This window comes from Corallococcus sp. AS-1-12, assembly GCF_020036995.1.
GTDB lineage: Bacteria > Myxococcota > Myxococcia > Myxococcales > Myxococcaceae > Corallococcus.
This window is the reverse complement of sequence record NZ_JAIQDD010000024.1, coordinates 29,767-46,030: the sequence shown is the minus strand read 5'-3', so window position 1 is coordinate 46,030 and position 16,264 is coordinate 29,767. Positions and strand designations below refer to the sequence as shown.

The window sequence follows — 16,264 nt, the reverse complement described above, 5'->3', positions numbered from 1 at the left end:
TCAGGCCGTCCTGTCCTTGTGCTCCAACGGCCGGCGCTCGACCTCCAGGAACAGCGGGCCCGGGCCGGACTGCTTGAGGATGAAGCCCAGGTCCTTCCAGTTGAAGACCATGGTCTCGTCGACGACGAAGTTGGCGCCGGCCGGACGCGTCCAGTAGTCCTGCTTCACCTGGCCGCCCTCCAGGTACGAGACGAAGTACGGCCGCTGCGCGGGCCACCACCAGAGGTTGGTGTAGTCGGTGGTCTGGTTGGAGCACTCGTTGAAGTCCGCCTGCCACGGCAGCGCCATGTACTTGGTGGCGTCTCCGGGCTGGAGGCCGTGGCCCGCGGTGGGCTCGGTGTCCCACTGGAGGCCCGCGTTGCCGGTGGACGGCATGGGCTTGATGCGGAAGGGCTCCTCGTAGATGGCCGGGTCGCGGCACAGCCAGGTCATCTCGATGCCCGGGCAGAACGGCCCGCCCACGCAGTTCTCCAGCACCCCGCGGTCCCACTGCTCGCCGGGCCCCAGCGTGGACGCGGGCGGCGGGTCCTTGGAGTACACCTGCTTGCTGAACTGCTGCAGCAGGAAGTACTGCGTGCGCGTCAGCGTGAAGTACTTGCTCGGGGCGCTGGGGATGACGTTGGGCTCGCCCTGCAGCGGATCATCCCCGGCCAGCTTGGGCATCAGGCCCGGCGTCGGGTCGTTCTCATGGCCCGGCTGGCGCAGGTAGCCGAAGAAGTTGGACGGAGACCCGTCCTGCCGCACCACCCCGTCATGTCCCTCGGTGCCCTGCGCGTTGATGTTGGCGACCCACTGGTAGATGGAAGGCCGCGCCAGGATGGGGCGGATCTCCGCCTGGAAGTTGGGCACGTAGCCGGGGTTGAAGCCGTTGGGGCCATAGAGGTCCGGCGCCAGGTTCCTCGAGCGCACGAGCGCGTCGTAGATGGTGTCGTGGAGCGTCACCATGTTGAGGATCTGCGGCGCGTAGGCCGGCGGCGCGACCATCACCCAGGCGGGAGTCACCTCCACGGAGGTGCCGTTCGGGAGGATGACCCGGGCGGTGACGGGGCCGTCCGAGGTGTCGTCCCACCAGAAGTTGTTGTTGGCGTAGTTGTCGATGCGCGGCTGCTCGTACGCAATCGCTTCCACGTCCAGGGCCAGGCCCGTGCCGACGTTCTGGCCGAAGATGCCGATGATGGCCGCCCGGAACGCCGCCTCCGTGGGATACCCGATGTCCGCGATCTGCCGCAGCCCCGCGACCGCGGCGGGCGGCAGGTAGCCGGGCGCGTTGATGTCGGTGGTGTTGACGGTGTTGAGCAGCGCCGTGGTGACCATCCACCGCGTGGAGCACCCGGAGCGCCCGTAGCCGCCCCGGAAGTCCATGCGGCCCTGGCCGTCCACGGAGAGCTGGCCCAGCGTGGTGATGTCGCTCTGCTCCGGCACCAGGCCCGTCGCCGGGAAGCTCACCGGGTAGCCCCGGGGCGCGTGCGCCGCGTCCAGGGCGGACTGGGACGGCAGCCCCGTGTATCCCCGGGCCGCGACCGTGCGGGGCCCCGGGTCGATGATGAGGCCATTGCGCTGCCCCGACGGCGTCCGAGGGTTGCGCAGCGGCTGGCCGGCGTGTTTGCCATCCACGCCGGAGAGCTGCTGGAACTCGTACCAGGCCGCCTTCTTGTTGGCCACGTGCACGGTCCACAGGACGTCCTGGACGTCCTGCCCCAGCGCCACGGGGCGGCCCCGCGGGCTCTTGTCGTCATAGACGAACACCTGGAAGCGCGCCGCCTGCCGGCGGATGCCGCCCTGGGCGTCGCGGAAGGCCTTCACCTCCGTCTGGCCATCCTTCTCCAGCGGCAGCCCCCCGGCCGTCACCGGGCCCAGGTAGTAGTCCTCGCTGTTGCCAACGCGTGCGATGCCAATGGCAGGGTGGATTCGGTAGGTCGGGCTCATGGCCATGCCCCACCCCGCTGCAATCCACACACCAGGAAATCCATGCACAAGCCGCAAAGGATTCTGGAGGGTTGCGCGGGGCGCTTGCGGGCGCGCGGGCCGCCTGACGTGTCAGGGGTTGCGGCCGTGACGTGTCAGCCCGCGCGCTGACGCGTCAACGCGCCTGACCCGGGCGGGGCAATCAGCGAGGATGGCGCGCATGAGAATCTGGGTCGATGCCGATGCATGTCCGGGGCCCGTGCGGGACATCCTGCTGCGCGCCGTGCAGCGCGTGAAGGTGCCCATCGTCTTCGTGGCGAACAAGCCGCTGGCGCTGCCGCGCCTGGCGTACGTGTCCACCGTGCAGGTGGGCGCGGGGCTGGACGTGGCGGACCGGCACATCGCCACGTCCGCGGAGGCCGGGGACCTGGCCGTCACACAGGACATCCCCCTGGCCGCGCTGCTCGTCCCCAGGGGCGTCGTCGTGATGGACCCGCGCGGGGAGCTCTTCACGCCGGAGACCATCGACGAGCGCCTGTCGATGCGGAACTTCATGCAGGAGCTGCGCGACAGCGGCGTGAACACGGGCGGCCCCGGCGGCTTCTCACCGCAGGACCGCCAGCGGTTCGCGGCCACGCTGGACCGCGAGCTGACCCGGCTGGCGAAGCAGCAGGGCTGAGGCCACGGCGTCTGTCTAATGGCCCGCGCCGCCGCTGCCCTCCGCGGGAGGCGTTCCGGTGGACGGCGCCACGGGGCTCGTGCCGATGCCCTTGTTGCGGTTCCAGGCCTCCGGGATGATGTCCAGCCGCGCGCCGGGGTTCTGTGACGGCACGGCCTCCGGGGCCAGGTTGTCCACGTCGCGCATGTCGATGCTGCCCGAGCCGCCCGTGCCCACCTCGTTGATGTCCACGCATTGCTGGTCCTCGGGCTTCGAGGACCATGGGCTGCCCGTGCCTCCGGTGGCTTCGGCGTTGGCCTGGGCCTCGGCGCCCACGGTTCCGTAGAAGTTCATGCCGTGCTTGGCCAGCATCTCCTGCGTGCGCGGCGACTCCTCCGAGTCCCAGGACATCTCGTCGCTGGCGAACGCCTTGGCCGGGGACTCCTGTGGAACGGACGCGGTCTGCGTGGCGCAGCCGCCCAGCAGGAGCGCGGACAGCGAGGCCATGAGCGGAAGCTTCATCGGGATGTCCTCCAGAAGTGTCGTCCGCCACTCAAGTTGGAGGCACTCGCGGCGGGGGCAAGCGACAGGGAGCCAGCCGGGCCAGCGGCCCCGCTCCAGGCCGGGGCCCTCTTCAATGGTCCGAGGACGCATCGCCCCCGTGCAGGCAGGCCAGCGCCGCCACGGTGAGTGACTCGCATCCCCCGCGCAGTGAGCCCGCGCGGTCCGGGGCGTAGCGGCTGGAGTGCGGCCCCGGCACGTGCGCCATCTTCTCCTGGGGTGTCGCGCCCGGCGCCTCCTCCCAGGTCTTTCGCGGCGTGATGCCCAGGTACCAGTACGCGGTGGGCACCGGGTGCTCCGGCCCCCGGGCGAAGAAGGGGAAGTCCTCGCTCGCGGTGACGAGCACGCCCGGCACCAGCGCGTCGCGGCCGAACCACTCCGCGTGCGCGTCCCGGACGCGGCGGAGGAGCTCCGGGTCGTTGCGGTTCACCGGCCCGCGGTTGACGACCTCCACCTGGGGAGGCGCTGGCGCGCCCGCCGCCGCGGCCTCGCCCTTCGCGATGCGCTCGATGGCGGCGAGCACCCGCGCCTGCACCGCGTCGTCCTCCGTGCGCACCGTCAGCTCCAGGAGCGCCTCCTCCGGAATCACGTTGGCGCGCGAGCCCGCCTGGAAGTGGCCCACCGTCACCACCGCGGACTCCAGCGGCGACAGCTCGCGCGACACGATGGTCTGCAGGCGCAGCACCACGCTGGCCCCCAGCACCACGGGGTCCACGGACAGCTCCGGCTGCGCCCCGTGCGCGCCCCGGCCGAAGAGGCGGATCCGCACGTGCGCGGAGCCCATCATCGTCACGCCCTCGCGGTGCATGAAGGTGCCCACCGGCAGCGGCGCCGTGTGCTGCCCCAGCACCGCGTCCGGCGTGCCGAAGCGCGAGTAGAGCCCGGCGTCCAGCATCGCCTTCGCGCCCTGGAGGGTCTCCTCCGCCGGCTGCCCCACCACCATCACCGTGCCGCGCCACGCGCCGCGCGAGCGCGCCAGCACCGCCGCCGCGCCCACCAGGCACGCGGTGTGGACGTCATGGCCGCACGCGTGCATCACCGGCGCACCGTCTTCCGTCCGCGCGCGGCTCGCGTACGGCAGCCCCGTCTTCTCCTCCACGGGCAGCGCGTCCATGTCCCCGCGCAGGAGCACCGTGGGCCCGTCGCCGTTGCGCAAGAGGCCCACCACGCCGTGGCCGCCCACGTCCCGGCTCACCTCGTAGCCCTCCGCCTCCAACCGGCGCGCCACCTGGGCGGCCGTGCGCGCCTCCTGGCCGGACAGCTCCGGGTGTTCGTGCAGGTCGAGGTAGAGCGCGTCCACGTCCGGCAGCACCGCGTCCAGGTGCGCGAGGACGCGCCGGGCACGGGCCTGGAGGCCTGAGACGGTGGACGGGCCCGCTGCGGACTGGGGATGGGCGGCGTCGTTCATGGCGGTGGGCTCCCGTCCCGGACGCGAGGAGGTGTCGAGGGCATCCGGGTACGGCTCAAGGTGGAAGCCACGCGTCAGGCATCACAGGGGAGGGGCAGGGAGGCAGGCGGGGGCACGGCCTCGCGCGCCGCCTCCCCCACCCTCCGGGGCGCCGTGGGCCTCCGGGGTACCGCCTGTCCGTTCGTTGTCCGCCCCTCCCCCGGAGGCCACCTTCTGGCTGCGCACGCGACACATGGAGGGAGCGGTCATGAGGCGAAGCATCGCACTGGGGTTCTGCCTGGCGGGACTGACGGGTGGCGCCGCCAGCGCCCAGGACCCACCGTCGGACGCGCCCACGCAGGTGGGACGCGTGGATTGGCAGGGCCCCTACTTCCTCCTCGGGTTGGGCGTGGAGGGCTACACGGGCAAGCTCGCGCCCAACCTGGATCCAGGGCCGTCGTATGGCGTCCTCGTGGGCTACCGCGCCAATGACTACCTGGGCGTGGAGCTGGGCTACAGCGGCGGCGTGAGCAACCTGTCCGTCGCGAACGGCTCGTTCTTCGGAACCCCGGACATCGTGCGGAACGGAGGGCAGGCGGCGCTCACGGTCGGCTTCACCCACACGCGGTTGCAGCCGTATGTGCTCGGGGGCATCGGCGTCGAGCGCTACTCTGTGCGCGAGGGCAACTTCTTCCGGTTCTTCGACGACACCGGGGGCTACGCGCCCGTGGGCGCGGGCGTGCGCTTCAAGTTCAACCCCCAGCTCACGGCCGAGGTGCGCGGCACCTACAGCTTCCTCTTCGGACAGGACTTCGCGCCCGCGCAGAACATTGGCGCGGGGGATGGCCGCTACGCGGGCCTGCTGATGATTGGCGGCAGCTATTGAGGTGCGAATGTCCGTCACGCTGATCGACCTCCTCGACGAGCGAAGCCGCCGTCCCGCGGATCCACGCCTCTACACCTTCCTGGAGGACGGCGCGGAGGTGACGCTCACCCGGGGTGCGCTGGCCTCCAGCGCGCACCGCATCGCCGCCGCGCTCCAATCGCTCGCGGCGAAAGGCGAGCGCGCGGCCCTGCTCTATCCGCCTGGCGCGGACTACCTCCGAGGGTTCTTCGGCTGCGTGTGTTCGGGGCTGGTGGCGGTGCCGGCGTATCCGCCGGACCCCTCCAGGCTGGAGCGCACCCTGCCCCGCCTGCGCGCGCTCATCGCGGACTCCGGGGCCACGGTGGTGCTCACCACGTCCGTCATCCTGTCCATGGCGGAGTTCCTCTTCACGGACGCGCCGGAGCTGCGCGCGCTGAAGTGGGTGGCGACGGACGCGCTGGGGGAAGGCGACGCGGGCACGTGGAAGCGGCCGGACGTGACGGCCGACACGCTGGCGTTCCTCCAGTACACGTCCGGCAGCACGGGGGCGCCCCGGGGCGTGATGCTCAGTCACGGCAACCTGCTGCACAACCTGGGGGCCATCCGCCGCGCCTTCCAGACATGCGACGACAGCGTGGGCGTCATCTGGCTGCCGCCGTACCACGACATGGGGCTCATTGGCGGCGTGCTGGTGCCGCTGGCGCAGGGCTTCCACACGGCGCTGATGTCGCCGCTGACGTTCCTCAAGCGGCCCCGCGCATGGCTGGAGGCGCTCACCCGCTTCGGCGGCACCATCAGCGGCGGGCCCAACTTCGCGTTCGACCTGTGCGTGCGGCGCATTCCGCCCGCGGAACGGGAGGGCCTGGACCTGAGCCGCTGGGAGGTGGCGTTCTGCGGCGCGGAGCCCATCCGTCCGGAGACGCTGGCGCGCTTCACGGAGGCGTTCGGACCGCAGGGCTTCCGGCGAGAGGCGTTCTACCCATGCTACGGCCTGGCGGAAGGGACGCTCATCGTCTCCGGCGGCGAGAAGGACGCCGCGCCCGTCCTGCGAGACGTGGACGCCGCCGCGCTGGAGGCAGGCAGCGCGAGGGCCCCCATTGGCGCGGCCCGGACGCTGGTGGGCAGTGGCGCCACGCTGCCGGATCAATCCCTGCGCATCGTGGCGCCGGACACCGGCCACGTGCTCCCGCAGGGCGAGGTGGGCGAGGTCTGGGTGAAGGGGCCCAGCGTGGCGAAGGGCTACTGGAATCGCGAGGAGGAGTCCGCGCGGGTGTTCCAGGCGAGGACCGCGCAGGGAGACGGGCCCTACCTGCGGACCGGGGACCTGGGCTTCCTGGACAACGGGGAGCTGTACGTCACGGGGCGAGCGAAGGACCTGATCATCGTGCGAGGCCGGAACCTGTACCCGCAGGACCTGGAGACGGTGGTGGAGGAGAGCCACCCCGCGCTCAGGCCCGGATGCGGCGTGGCCTTCGGCGTGGAGGTGGACGGAGAGGAGCACCTCGTCGTGGTGCAGGAGGTGGATGCCCGCAGGTGGGACGGCGAGGTGGCCCCCGTGCTGGGCGCCATCCGCGGACGGCTGGCGACGGTGCACGAGGTGAGACCCCGAGCGGTGGTGCTCATCGAGCCCGGGAGCCTGCCGAAGACCTCCAGCGGCAAGGTGCAGCGAAGGGCCACACGGGAGGCGTTCCTCACCGGAGCGCTGCGCGAGTTGCACACCTGGTGCACGACCGCGATGGGAGGCGCGGGCCCGAACACCGAGCGTTCAGCGCGGGAGTTCCGGGTCCTGGCCCGAGTACCAGCACGCGTGGGGGACCTGGACGCCCACCTCCCCTGAGCCCAGGGGGCCCGCCGCGCGGCGGAAGCCAGGCGCCACCGGGGCGCGGTCCAAAGCATGAAGCCGGGGCGCCCAAGCCCCGGGCAACGGACCTCCCCCCGCCCGGCACAGGTCCAAAACCTGTCCGACAGTCGGACAGCTTTGAGCTTTCCGCTGTCCGGACGACGGGGGCCCCGCCAGCCCCGGTCCACAAACCTGTCCGACGGTCCGACAGGTTCTTGTCTCCCAGGCGGACAGGGGCGCCCCCACAGCCCGGTCCACAAACCGGTCCGACTGTCCGACAGGCTTTTGCTTCCCTGGCGGCAAGGGGCTCCCCCCACAGCTCGGTTCACAAACCTGTCCGACCGTCCGACAGGTTCTTGTTTCCCGGGCGGAAAGGGACTCCCCCACAGCCCGGTCCACCAAACCTGTCCGACTGTCCGACAGGTTCTTGCTTCCCGGGCGGAGGGAGGGAGTTCCTCGAGCCTCGGTTCTCAAGACCTGGTTGGTGGTCGGATGGGTTCGTGCGGTGGGCCGCTGACCGGAGGCTCGTGGGGAACTCGAAACCGGTCCGACTGTCCGACAGGTTTTGCTTCCCGGGCGGAGGGAGGGAGCTCCACGAGCCTTGGTTCTCAAGACCTGGCTGGCAGTCGGACGGGGTCGTGCGGTGGGCCGCTGACCGGAGGCTGATGGGGGACTCGAAACCGGTCCGACAGGTTTTCCGGCGCGGCGCTGGGGGACCTGGCGCTTGGGCGGATCCGTGCGGGAGGTCCGCGCGAACTCGTGGCCGGTGCTTCGGGCCCGGCGTGTCCCTGGCGGCCCGGGCGCGCCCTGCTAGCATCGGGTGCATCCCCCCGCTGAAAGCCGACTCCGCTGAACACCACCGAACCGCGCCATCTGGCCGGCCTGGACCTGCTCCGGTGCCTGGCCATCCTCGTCGTCGTCGTCTACCACTACCCCCGCCCCGAAGGTCACGAGGCCTACCAGTCGTTCGCCAACTTCGGCTGGACGGGCGTGGAGCTGTTCTTCGTGCTCAGCGGCTTCCTCATCGGCTCGCAGATCCTGGAGCCGGTGTCGCGAGGTGAGACGCCGTCACTGCGGCGCTTCTATCTGCGGCGCGCGCTGCGCATCCTCCCGTCCTTCCTCGTCGTGCTGGGCCTGTACCTCTTCGTGCCCTCCTGGAGCGAGCGGCCCCTGGTGACGCCCGCGTGGCGCTTCCTCACCTTCACGCAGAACTTCGGCCTGCGCATCAACGGCTTCTCCCACGCGTGGTCACTGTGCGTGGAGGAGCACTTCTACCTGGTGCTGCCGCTCACCGTGCTCGCGCTGCGCGGACGCCTCCGCGCGCCGTCCCTCATCGCGCTCGCGGCGGCCGTGATGGTCGGCGGCATGCTCCTGCGCGGCGGGCTGTGGCAACGCCACTTCTCCATGCTCGGGCCCGAGGAGCCGGGGTGGCGCGACTTCGACATGCTCCTCTACTACCCGACGTACGCGCGGCTCGACGGGCTGACGTGCGGCGTGCTGCTCGCGGCCCTGCGTGTCTTCCGGCCCCGGGCCTGGGAGCGCTGGACCCGCGGCGCCCGTGCGGGAGGGATGGCCGTCGTGGGACTCGCGTGCCTGGGTGGCGTGCTCTTCATCAACGAGGAGCACTACCGCTACCTGCCTTACGTCCTGCTGTCGTTCCCCCTGGCCGCGCTGGGCTTCGCGGCGCTGTTGCTGGCACTGGCGGGCCCCACAGCCTCGCGCGTCTGCGCCCGCATCCCGGGCGTGAAGACCTTCGCGGTCCTGAGCTTCACCGTCTACCTCACGCACAAGGCCGTGCAGCACGGCGTGCGGGAGGCGCTGGCGCCTCATGGCATGGACGCGTTCCACCCCGTCACGCTGCTGGGCGGCGCGGTGGCGGTGCTGCTCGCCTCGCTCGCGCTGCACCATGGCGTGGAGCGGCCCGCGCTGAAGTGGCGGGAGCGGCTGGAGCGGGGGCTCCTCTCCAGCAAGCCCCAGGCGCGGCCCGCCTTGCCCTGACGGCGGCCCGCTCTTCTGCTCGGCAGAAGCCACGCACGGGGGTGGCCCTGGGCCCGGGCGTCGCGTGCGCGCTAGACCTCGCGCATGCGCCCCTTCCTGACGGCGACGTGGCGGTACCTGCTGATGCTCAACTACGAGGTGGATCCGGCGGTGCTGCGGCCCCTCGTCCCCCGTGGCACGGAGCTCGACGCGTGGCAGGGCCGCACGTTCGCGAGCATGGTCGGCTTCCGCTTCCTCGACACACGCGTGCGGGGAATCGCGGTGCCGTTCCACCGGGACTTCGATGAGGTGAACCTGCGCTTCTACGTGCGCCGCCTGGGCCCCGAAGGCTGGCGGCGCGGCGTGGTGTTCGTGCGCGAAATCGTGCCCCGGTGGGCCATCGCCACCGTGGCGCGCGTCCTCTACAACGAGCCCTACGTCGCGCACCCCATGCGCCACGCCGTGACCATGGACGGCGCGGACACCGGCGCGCCCGGCCACGTCGAGTACGCCTGGAAGTCCCACGGCCGCTGGCACCAGTTGTCGGCACGGACGCTCGGCGCGCCGGCCGAGAGCGCCCCCGGCTCCCAGGAGGAGTTCATCACCGAGCACTACTGGGGCTACACCGCCCAGCGCGACGGCGGCTGCGCCGAGTACCGCGTGGAGCACCCGCGCTGGACCGTCTGGCGCGCCCAGGAGACCGCCTTCGACTGCGACGTGGCCCGCTTCTACGGCCCCGCCTTCTCCGAATGCCTCCGGGGCACGCCCCACTCCGCCTTCGTGGCCACCGGCTCGGAAGTGTCCGTCTTTCCTGGAAATGAACTCCCGCCCTTGCCAAGCCCGTAGAAATCAATATTCTCAAACTCTAAATTGATTTTCTGAAGAACCATCCATGACGACCTCCAAGTCCACCTGGCCCGTGCCCACCCGCTGCCCCGTCTGTGGAGGCGGCACCGTCATCGAGCGGGTGCGCTGCGATGGGTGCGCGTCCGCGGTGGAGGGGCGCTTCACGACGGGCTGGGTGCAGCAGTTGTCGCCGGAGCAGCTCGCGTTCGTGCGCGTGTTCATCGCGTGCCGGGGGAAGATCAAGGACGTGGAGCAGGCGCTGGGCCTCTCCTATCCGACGGTGGTGGCGCGGCTGGACGACGTGGTGGAGGCCCTGGGCCAGGCGCCCGGAGTCCCGCCGCCTCCCGCCCCTCCTCCGCCGCCACCTCCGCCCCGGGAGCGCGGCGCGCCGCGCCGGGCGCAGATCCTCGATGACCTCGCGGCCGGGCTCATCGACGCGGACGAGGCCGCTCAACGTCTCAAGAAGGCACGGGAGTAACCCCATGATGGACCCTGAAGCCACGCCGTCCTCCGACGCCTCGTCTTCCTCGCGCGAGGGCACCCAGCGCCACGCGATCCCGTGGGGACAGCACGCGGAGCTGGTGCTGCACGCGCCGGCCGCCACGCTCGTCGTGTCGCCGCTGCCGGAGGGTGAGAAGCCCTACCTGGTGACGCACGGCCGGGTGGAGGCGCGCATCCAGGAGCACGGCCGGGTGACGAAGGTGGAGCTGGTGCCGCGCGAGGCCGGCTTCCTGTCGCTGTTCTGGCGCCACGGCGGACAGGCGGAGCTGTTCGTGCCGCCGGACGTGCGCGCGAAGCTCCTCCTGGACGCGGGCGCGGTGCGCATCTCCGGCCTGAAGGACTGCGAGCTGGAGCTGAACACCGACGCGGGCACGGCGAGCCTGCGCGACGTGCACGGCAAGCTGACCCTGCGCACGGGCGCGGGCCGCATCATCGGCGAGCGCGTGGGCGGCACCCTGCACGTCCACGCCGCCGCGGGCGCGGTGAAGCTGGACGTGGACGCGCTGGACGTGGGCGAGCACCGCATCGGGACGCAGGTGGGCGCGGTGGAGCTGCGCCTGGTGCCCGGGCTGGATGTGAACATCTCCGCCCATACGTCGCTGGGCTCAGCGCAGACGCGCTACCCGTCCAACCCCCAGGCGGCCACCACCCTCCTGATGGAGACGGAGCTGGGCTCGGTGCGCCTCCGCGAGTCGGGGCGTTCACGCGGCGAGGACGCGGAGGCCTGGGAGGAGGACTCGCTGCGCTGGCAGCGTCAGGCGGAGCGCTGGCAGCGCCGCGCCGAGCGCCACGCGAACCAGTGGGCCCACGCCTGGGCGAACTCCTGGGGCGCGCCGCCCTGGGCAGGCCCTGGCGCCCGGCACCACCACCGGCCGCAGCCGCCCGCGCCGCCCCCGCCGCGCTCCCAGGGCATCCCCGACGAGGAGATGCGCCGCGTGCTGGACCTGGTGGAGGCCGGCAAGCTCAGCGCGGAGGACGCGCACAAGCTGCTCAAGGCGATGCAGCGCTGAGGCTCAGGCGCCCTGGGTGAGGAAGCGGAAGGGGCGCACGCAGTCCTCCCGGGTGCACCGGAAGAGGTAACCCCGGCCGTTGTCTCCGAAGTCCAGGCCGAACGGCATCGCGGCCAACTGCGCGACGAAGCGCATGGGGGCGTCGCAGCACTCCGGCGTGGCCTCGCCGTTGAGCCACCCGGGCACGCCGCCCACCTTGCTCTCCGGCGCCTCCTCCTGCGCGCGGTCCAGCGCCAGGAGCTGCTCCTCGGTGGCCTCGTTGACGTCCACCGACAGGGCCTCGGTGTCCTCGGTGGCGGGCTCGAAGCCGAGCGTCCACTCCGCGTAGGGCTTCACCGGCCCCGGCGGCGCGCTCACGGACGGCGCGCCCGCCATCACCGGCACGGCCGCGTTGGCGCCCTCCTCCGGGTCCCAGCGGAAGCAGGTCGTGTCGGGGTTCTCGCACTGGAAGACGTGGACCGACGCGTGGGGCGCCAGGTCCAGCCGTCCTTCGACGTGCGGCAGTTGGAAGAGGAAGCGCTGGGGGCCGCCGCACATCGCGCAGGCGGGCCACTCCAGGGGACCTGGCGCCTCGGGCGTGCCCCCCACCTTCATCAGGGGGACACCGGTGCGGCCAGGGACGAGCGCCCACAGGGGCGCGAGCGGACGGGACATGCCCGGGAGTCTAGAAGTCCGCGATGCGGTCGGCCAGCGACGCGTCGTCCACGAAGGGGTTGCGGTTCTGCTGGTAGGTCTCGATGGCGTCGTTGCGCGCGACTTCCGCCGCGTCCACCTTGTCCAACTGGTTCCACTGCTTGAGCACGGCCTCGTCGTCCGCGGGGATGTGCTTGTTGTAGACGGTGGAGAAGTAGAACAGCGCGCGCGCCACGTTGCCCTTGTGCTCGTCGGGCGGCTCGAAGACGGTGCGGCCCTTCTCGTCGGTGCCGAACTTGGCGCCGTTCTCCTGCCACTTCACGTTCTTCACCGTGCCGAAGGGGTAGTTGCCGCGGATGGAGTTGGCCTTGCTGTCCGTGGGGAACAGGTGGTGCAGGTCCGCCTTCGCCGCGCCCGTGGCGCCCTTGGACTGGGGCCAGGTGTGCTCGGTGTTCATCACGTTGCTGCTGGGAATCTTGTTCGTCTGCACTTCCTTGCCCGTGTAGACGCACTTCACCTTGCCGTCGTGGTTGTCCAGGGTGGTGAAGATGATCTTCCGCGCGCCGTTGTAGCCCAGGTCCTTGTGCTTGCTGACCGCGTCGTGCAGCGCGTTGATCAGCGCCTGGTCCTTCAGGCCGTCGTAGCGGGGATCCGACTTGGGCGGCACGTCCTCCACCGGCACCTGCGGCGCGGGCACGGGCACGGGCGTCGTCGGGGCCTTCTTCGCCGTCGCGCCGGCCTCGAACGTGGAGACCGAGGAGAACGCCTTCGGGGTGATACGGGCCGTGTTGGCCGGGGCCGACGCGGAGTTCGTCGAGGGGCGGGTCGCGGAGAGCGGGCGGGACGGGATGATCATGACGGCCCTCAAGATTCGAGGTGGGGGGATGACGCATTGTCGTCCGGGCGCGCCCCCGGTTGCGTGACGCGCCGCATTTTCCCTTCGAGCCAGTGGGTTTCTCCCGCCCGACCCGGGACATCCCGGGAAATGCCCCACCCCCGCCCCCCCGGAGCCGGGGAAAAGCGGGGCTCATCGGCGGCACCAGGACGGCCCGGGGGCCGCCTTCCGGGAGCCGGGCGGTCCGGACGGGGCGCGCGCTATGCCTCCGGGGGTCGCACCACATGAGGGGGTTTCGTCCATGAAGGTCGTGATTCCGGGTGGCACGGGGCAGGTGGGCGCCCTGCTGGCGCGGGCGTTCAGCGCGCGGGGGGATGACGTCGTGCTGCTCAGCCGGGGAGGACAGGGGGCGGCGCGCACGGTGTCCTGGGACGGGCGCACCCTGGGTGCTTGGGCGAAGGAGGTGGATGGCGCCGACGCGGTCATCAACCTGGCGGGGCGCAGCGTGAACTGCCGCTACACGGAGGAGAACCTGCGCCAGATGATGGACTCGCGGGTGGACTCCACGCGGGTGGTGGGCCAAGCCATCCAGCAGGCCGCGAAGCCGCCGCGCGTGTGGCTGCAGATGAGCACCGCGACGCTGTACGCGCACCGGCTGGACGCGCCCAACGACGAGGCCACCGGACTCATGGGAGGGAGTGAGCCGGGGGTGCCCGCGTACTGGAAGCGCAGCACCGACATCGCGCAGGCGTGGGAGCGCACGCTGGCGGAGGCCGTCACGCCCCACACTCGCAAGGTGGCGCTGCGCACGGCGATGGTGATGAGCCCGGACCGGGAGGGCATCTTCGACGTGCTCCTGGGCCTGACGCGCCGGGGGCTGGGAGGCCCCGCGGGCAGTGGGCGGCAGTACGTGTCGTGGATCCACGACCGGGACTTCGTGCGCGCGGTCCAGTTGCTGCTGGAGCGTGAGGACCTGGACGGGCCGGTGAACCTGGCCGCGCCGAACCCGCTGCCCCAGCGGGAGCTGATGGCGAAGCTGCGCGAGGCGGCGCACGTGAGCGTGGGGCTGCCGGCGGCGAAGTGGATGCTGGAGGTGGGCGCGTTCTTCATGCGCACGGACACGGAGCTTTTGCTCAAGAGCCGCCGCGTGGTGCCGGGGCGGCTGCTGGACGCGGGCTTCACCTTCGAGTACCCCGACTGGGGGACCGCCGTGACGAACCTCGTCGAGCGCTGGCGCGCGGGGAGCGGCCCCGTTCGGAGCTGACCGTGTCCACGAAGACGTACCGCGTCCGCTGGGGTCGCATCGCCGCGCTGGGGCTCGCGCTGGGCGCGCTGGGCACGGGCGGCGTCACGACGGTGAGGGGGCTGCGCACGGCGCAGGCGCTGGTGCACCCGGCGCGAGTTCCGGTGGCGCGGCCCTCCGGCGCTGACGCGCTGCCGGGCCTGGAGGACGTGTCCTTCGAGGCCGCGGGGCGGAGGCTCCGGGGGTGGTACGTCCCGTCGCGCGACGGGACGGCGGTGGCGCTGGTGCACGGCTTCGCGGACAACCGCACGCGCATGCTCTTCGAAGCCAGGGTGCTGTCGGAGGCGGGGCACGGCGTGCTGCTCTTCGACCTGCACGGCCAGGGCGAGAGCGAAGGCGGCGCGATTGGCTGGGGCGACAGTGAGCGCGAGGACGTGCGCGCGGCCCTGGCCTTCGTGCGGGCGCGGCCGGACGTCACCCCGGGACGCGTGGGCCTGTTCGGGTTCTCCATGGGCGGGACGACGGCCCTGCTGGTGGCGCAGGAGGACGCGAGGGTGAAGGCGGTGGCGGCGGCGGGAGCGTTCCCGGACCTGGCGGGGGACATGGGCTCGCACTACGGCCTGAGCACCTGGGCGGTGTTGTGGGGGCTGCGCCGCTCGGGCATCCACGTGGACGCGGTGCGCCCCGTGGACGGCATGTGCCGGCTGGAGGGCCGGCCGCTGCTGCTCATCAACGGAGGCAGCGACCCGGACGGCCCCCAGAAGCTGGACGGCCGCCTCTACCGCGCCGCCTGCGAGCCCCGAGAGCAGTGGGTGGTGCCCCAGGCGGCCCACGGCGAGTACGCCCAGAAGGACCCCGAAGGATACGCCCGCCACCTGCGCGACTTCTTCGCCCGCGCGCTATGAGCGCCGGCCCCGGGTGACGAGATCCAGCCGGCCGTCGGTGTCGGTTCTCTTGTAGATCTCTTTCGTGTGTTCCTTCACCGTGTGGAGGGAGAGCTTGAGTTCACGGGCGATGTCCGCATCGCTCGCCCCGTCGCTCAACAGGTCCGCCACCTCCAGTTGCCGGTCAGACAAACGCGGGACCCACTCCGGCCGCATCCAGTGCAGCTCCTCGCGGATGCGCACCTCCCACAGCGTGCATCCCGGGCGCAGGACGGTGGAAGGCTTGAAGCTCACCTTCAAGGTGTCGAGGCCCCGCGTCTTGTCTGGGAAGGGCTTCTCGGTGGGGAGCAGGAGACCGTCCAGGCTCGAAAGCCACTTCACGTAGTCCACCCACTCCTTCGGGACGTCATGGCTGAGTTCGTGGGGAGAGAACCACTGGCTCAGCAAGGCCCTGGCGGTGCCCGTCTCCTCGATGCGGCGTCCCATGGCGTTGAGGACCATTCCAGGCCACGCCTCCATCGACAGCGCCGCCAGGAGGTCCGCCTTAAACCCCTTCGCCTCGATGTACTGGACGGTGGACACCGCATCGTTGATGAGCGGGATGAACGACTGAAGCAGCGCCTCGTCCCGCTCCGTGAAGGCCCGGGCGGAGTCCTTGTACATCGCGATGCCGCCCTGGAACTTCTGCCGGGTCTCGAACAGCAGGGTGGCCAGCACGTGCTTCAGCTTCAAGCCGGCGGCCCGGCTGCGCTCATAGGTCTCCGTGCTGTCCAGGGAGCGCCCTTCCAGCATCTGGAGCTCCCTCGCGGCCTGGTTGGGCCGGGCCAGCGTGTACTGGAACACGAAGCACCGGGACGCCCACGGCGAGTACCCCGCGAGCAGGGGCTGCACGCTCGGCGCGACCCACTCCAACCCCGGAGACCCATCCGCGTGGGTGAACCCCACCGCGAGGTGATCCGCGCGGCAGATGCGCTCCATCACCGCCTGGATGGCCGCGTAGATGTCCTCGAAGGTCCTGACATTGCGCAGGCGTTTATCCATCTCCTGGATCAGCCGCAGCTCGCGTGACGTGAACGTCAAAGCCATGTCCATGGGTACCTCCCTCCCCGCGTTTCCCTA

The 16,264-nt window shown here is 71.4% G+C and carries 15 protein-coding genes; 9 read left to right on the top strand and 6 right to left on the bottom strand.

Translation table 11 applies throughout. The features are described 5' to 3' along the window. Complete coding sequence (locus K8556_RS29105; protein WP_223743380.1) at positions 1-1,926, bottom strand: LodA/GoxA family CTQ-dependent oxidase; 1,926 nt, start codon at positions 1,924-1,926, stop codon at positions 1-3. 199 nt (positions 1,927-2,125) lie between these two features. Between K8556_RS29105 and K8556_RS29100 the strand changes: the two genes are divergently transcribed. Further along, positions 2,126-2,584, top strand: coding sequence for a YaiI/YqxD family protein (locus tag K8556_RS29100; protein WP_223743379.1), 459 nt, complete (start codon positions 2,126-2,128; stop codon positions 2,582-2,584). A 15-nt stretch (positions 2,585-2,599) separates the two neighbouring features. On the opposite strand, the gene K8556_RS29095 is transcribed toward K8556_RS29100, so the two are convergent. Both K8556_RS29095 and K8556_RS29090 read right to left on the bottom strand, forming a co-directional pair. Beyond that, the gene (locus K8556_RS29095) at positions 2,600-3,085 is read right to left on the bottom strand and encodes a hypothetical protein (protein ID WP_223743378.1); all 486 of its coding nucleotides are present in this window, start codon (positions 3,083-3,085) and stop codon (positions 2,600-2,602) included. Positions 3,086-3,197: 112 nt separating this feature from the next. Further along, positions 3,198-4,532, bottom strand: coding sequence for an amidohydrolase (locus K8556_RS29090; protein WP_223743377.1), 1,335 nt, complete (start codon positions 4,530-4,532; stop codon positions 3,198-3,200). Positions 4,533-4,779: 247 nt separating this feature from the next. Between K8556_RS29090 and K8556_RS29085 the strand changes: the two genes are divergently transcribed. The 6 genes from K8556_RS29085 (at position 4,780) to K8556_RS29060 (ending at position 11,550) form a co-directional block, all read left to right on the top strand. Next, entirely contained in the window at positions 4,780-5,397 is a 618-nt protein-coding gene (locus K8556_RS29085; protein ID WP_223743376.1) for an outer membrane beta-barrel protein, read from the top strand. A gap of 7 nt (positions 5,398-5,404) precedes the next feature. Then, a complete protein-coding gene (locus K8556_RS29080; RefSeq protein WP_223743375.1) occupies positions 5,405-7,213 on the top strand; it encodes a fatty acyl-AMP ligase in 1,809 nt (602 codons plus the stop codon). An 852-nt stretch (positions 7,214-8,065) separates the two neighbouring features. Beyond that, entirely contained in the window at positions 8,066-9,214 is a 1,149-nt protein-coding gene (locus tag K8556_RS29075) for an acyltransferase family protein (RefSeq protein ID WP_370639984.1), read from the top strand. 84 nt (positions 9,215-9,298) lie between these two features. Beyond that, positions 9,299-10,039, top strand: a complete 741-nt coding sequence (locus K8556_RS29070) for a YqjF family protein (RefSeq protein ID WP_223743374.1) — start codon at positions 9,299-9,301, stop codon at positions 10,037-10,039. Positions 10,040-10,085: 46 nt separating this feature from the next. After that, complete coding sequence (locus K8556_RS29065; protein WP_223743373.1) at positions 10,086-10,517, top strand: DUF2089 domain-containing protein; 432 nt, start codon at positions 10,086-10,088, stop codon at positions 10,515-10,517. A gap of 4 nt (positions 10,518-10,521) precedes the next feature. Continuing rightward, positions 10,522-11,550: a hypothetical protein gene (locus K8556_RS29060; protein WP_223743372.1), complete on the top strand. Its 1,029-nt coding sequence runs from the start codon at positions 10,522-10,524 to the stop codon at positions 11,548-11,550. Positions 11,551-11,553: 3 nt separating this feature from the next. Here the strand turns inward: K8556_RS29060 and K8556_RS29055 are convergent, their stop codons facing one another. Beyond that, positions 11,554-12,204, bottom strand: a complete 651-nt coding sequence (locus K8556_RS29055) for a hypothetical protein (protein WP_223743371.1) — start codon at positions 12,202-12,204, stop codon at positions 11,554-11,556. Between the two features lie 10 nt (positions 12,205-12,214). Beyond that, a complete protein-coding gene (locus K8556_RS29050) occupies positions 12,215-13,039 on the bottom strand; it encodes an endonuclease I family protein (protein WP_223743370.1) in 825 nt (274 codons plus the stop codon). 280 nt (positions 13,040-13,319) lie between these two features. Here K8556_RS29050 and K8556_RS29045 point away from each other — a divergent pair, with 280 nt between their 5' ends. After that, positions 13,320-14,282, top strand: a complete 963-nt coding sequence (locus K8556_RS29045; protein WP_223743369.1) for a TIGR01777 family oxidoreductase — start codon at positions 13,320-13,322, stop codon at positions 14,280-14,282. Positions 14,283-14,284: 2 nt separating this feature from the next. Next, positions 14,285-15,166: an alpha/beta fold hydrolase gene (locus K8556_RS29040; RefSeq protein WP_223743368.1), complete on the top strand. Its 882-nt coding sequence runs from the start codon at positions 14,285-14,287 to the stop codon at positions 15,164-15,166. On the opposite strand, the gene K8556_RS29035 is transcribed toward K8556_RS29040, so the two are convergent. Beyond that, entirely contained in the window at positions 15,161-16,231 is a 1,071-nt protein-coding gene (locus K8556_RS29035; RefSeq protein ID WP_223743367.1) for a helix-turn-helix transcriptional regulator, read from the bottom strand. The two genes, K8556_RS29040 and K8556_RS29035, sit on opposite strands and share 6 nt — an antisense overlap. Positions 16,232-16,264 lie beyond the last annotated feature (33 nt).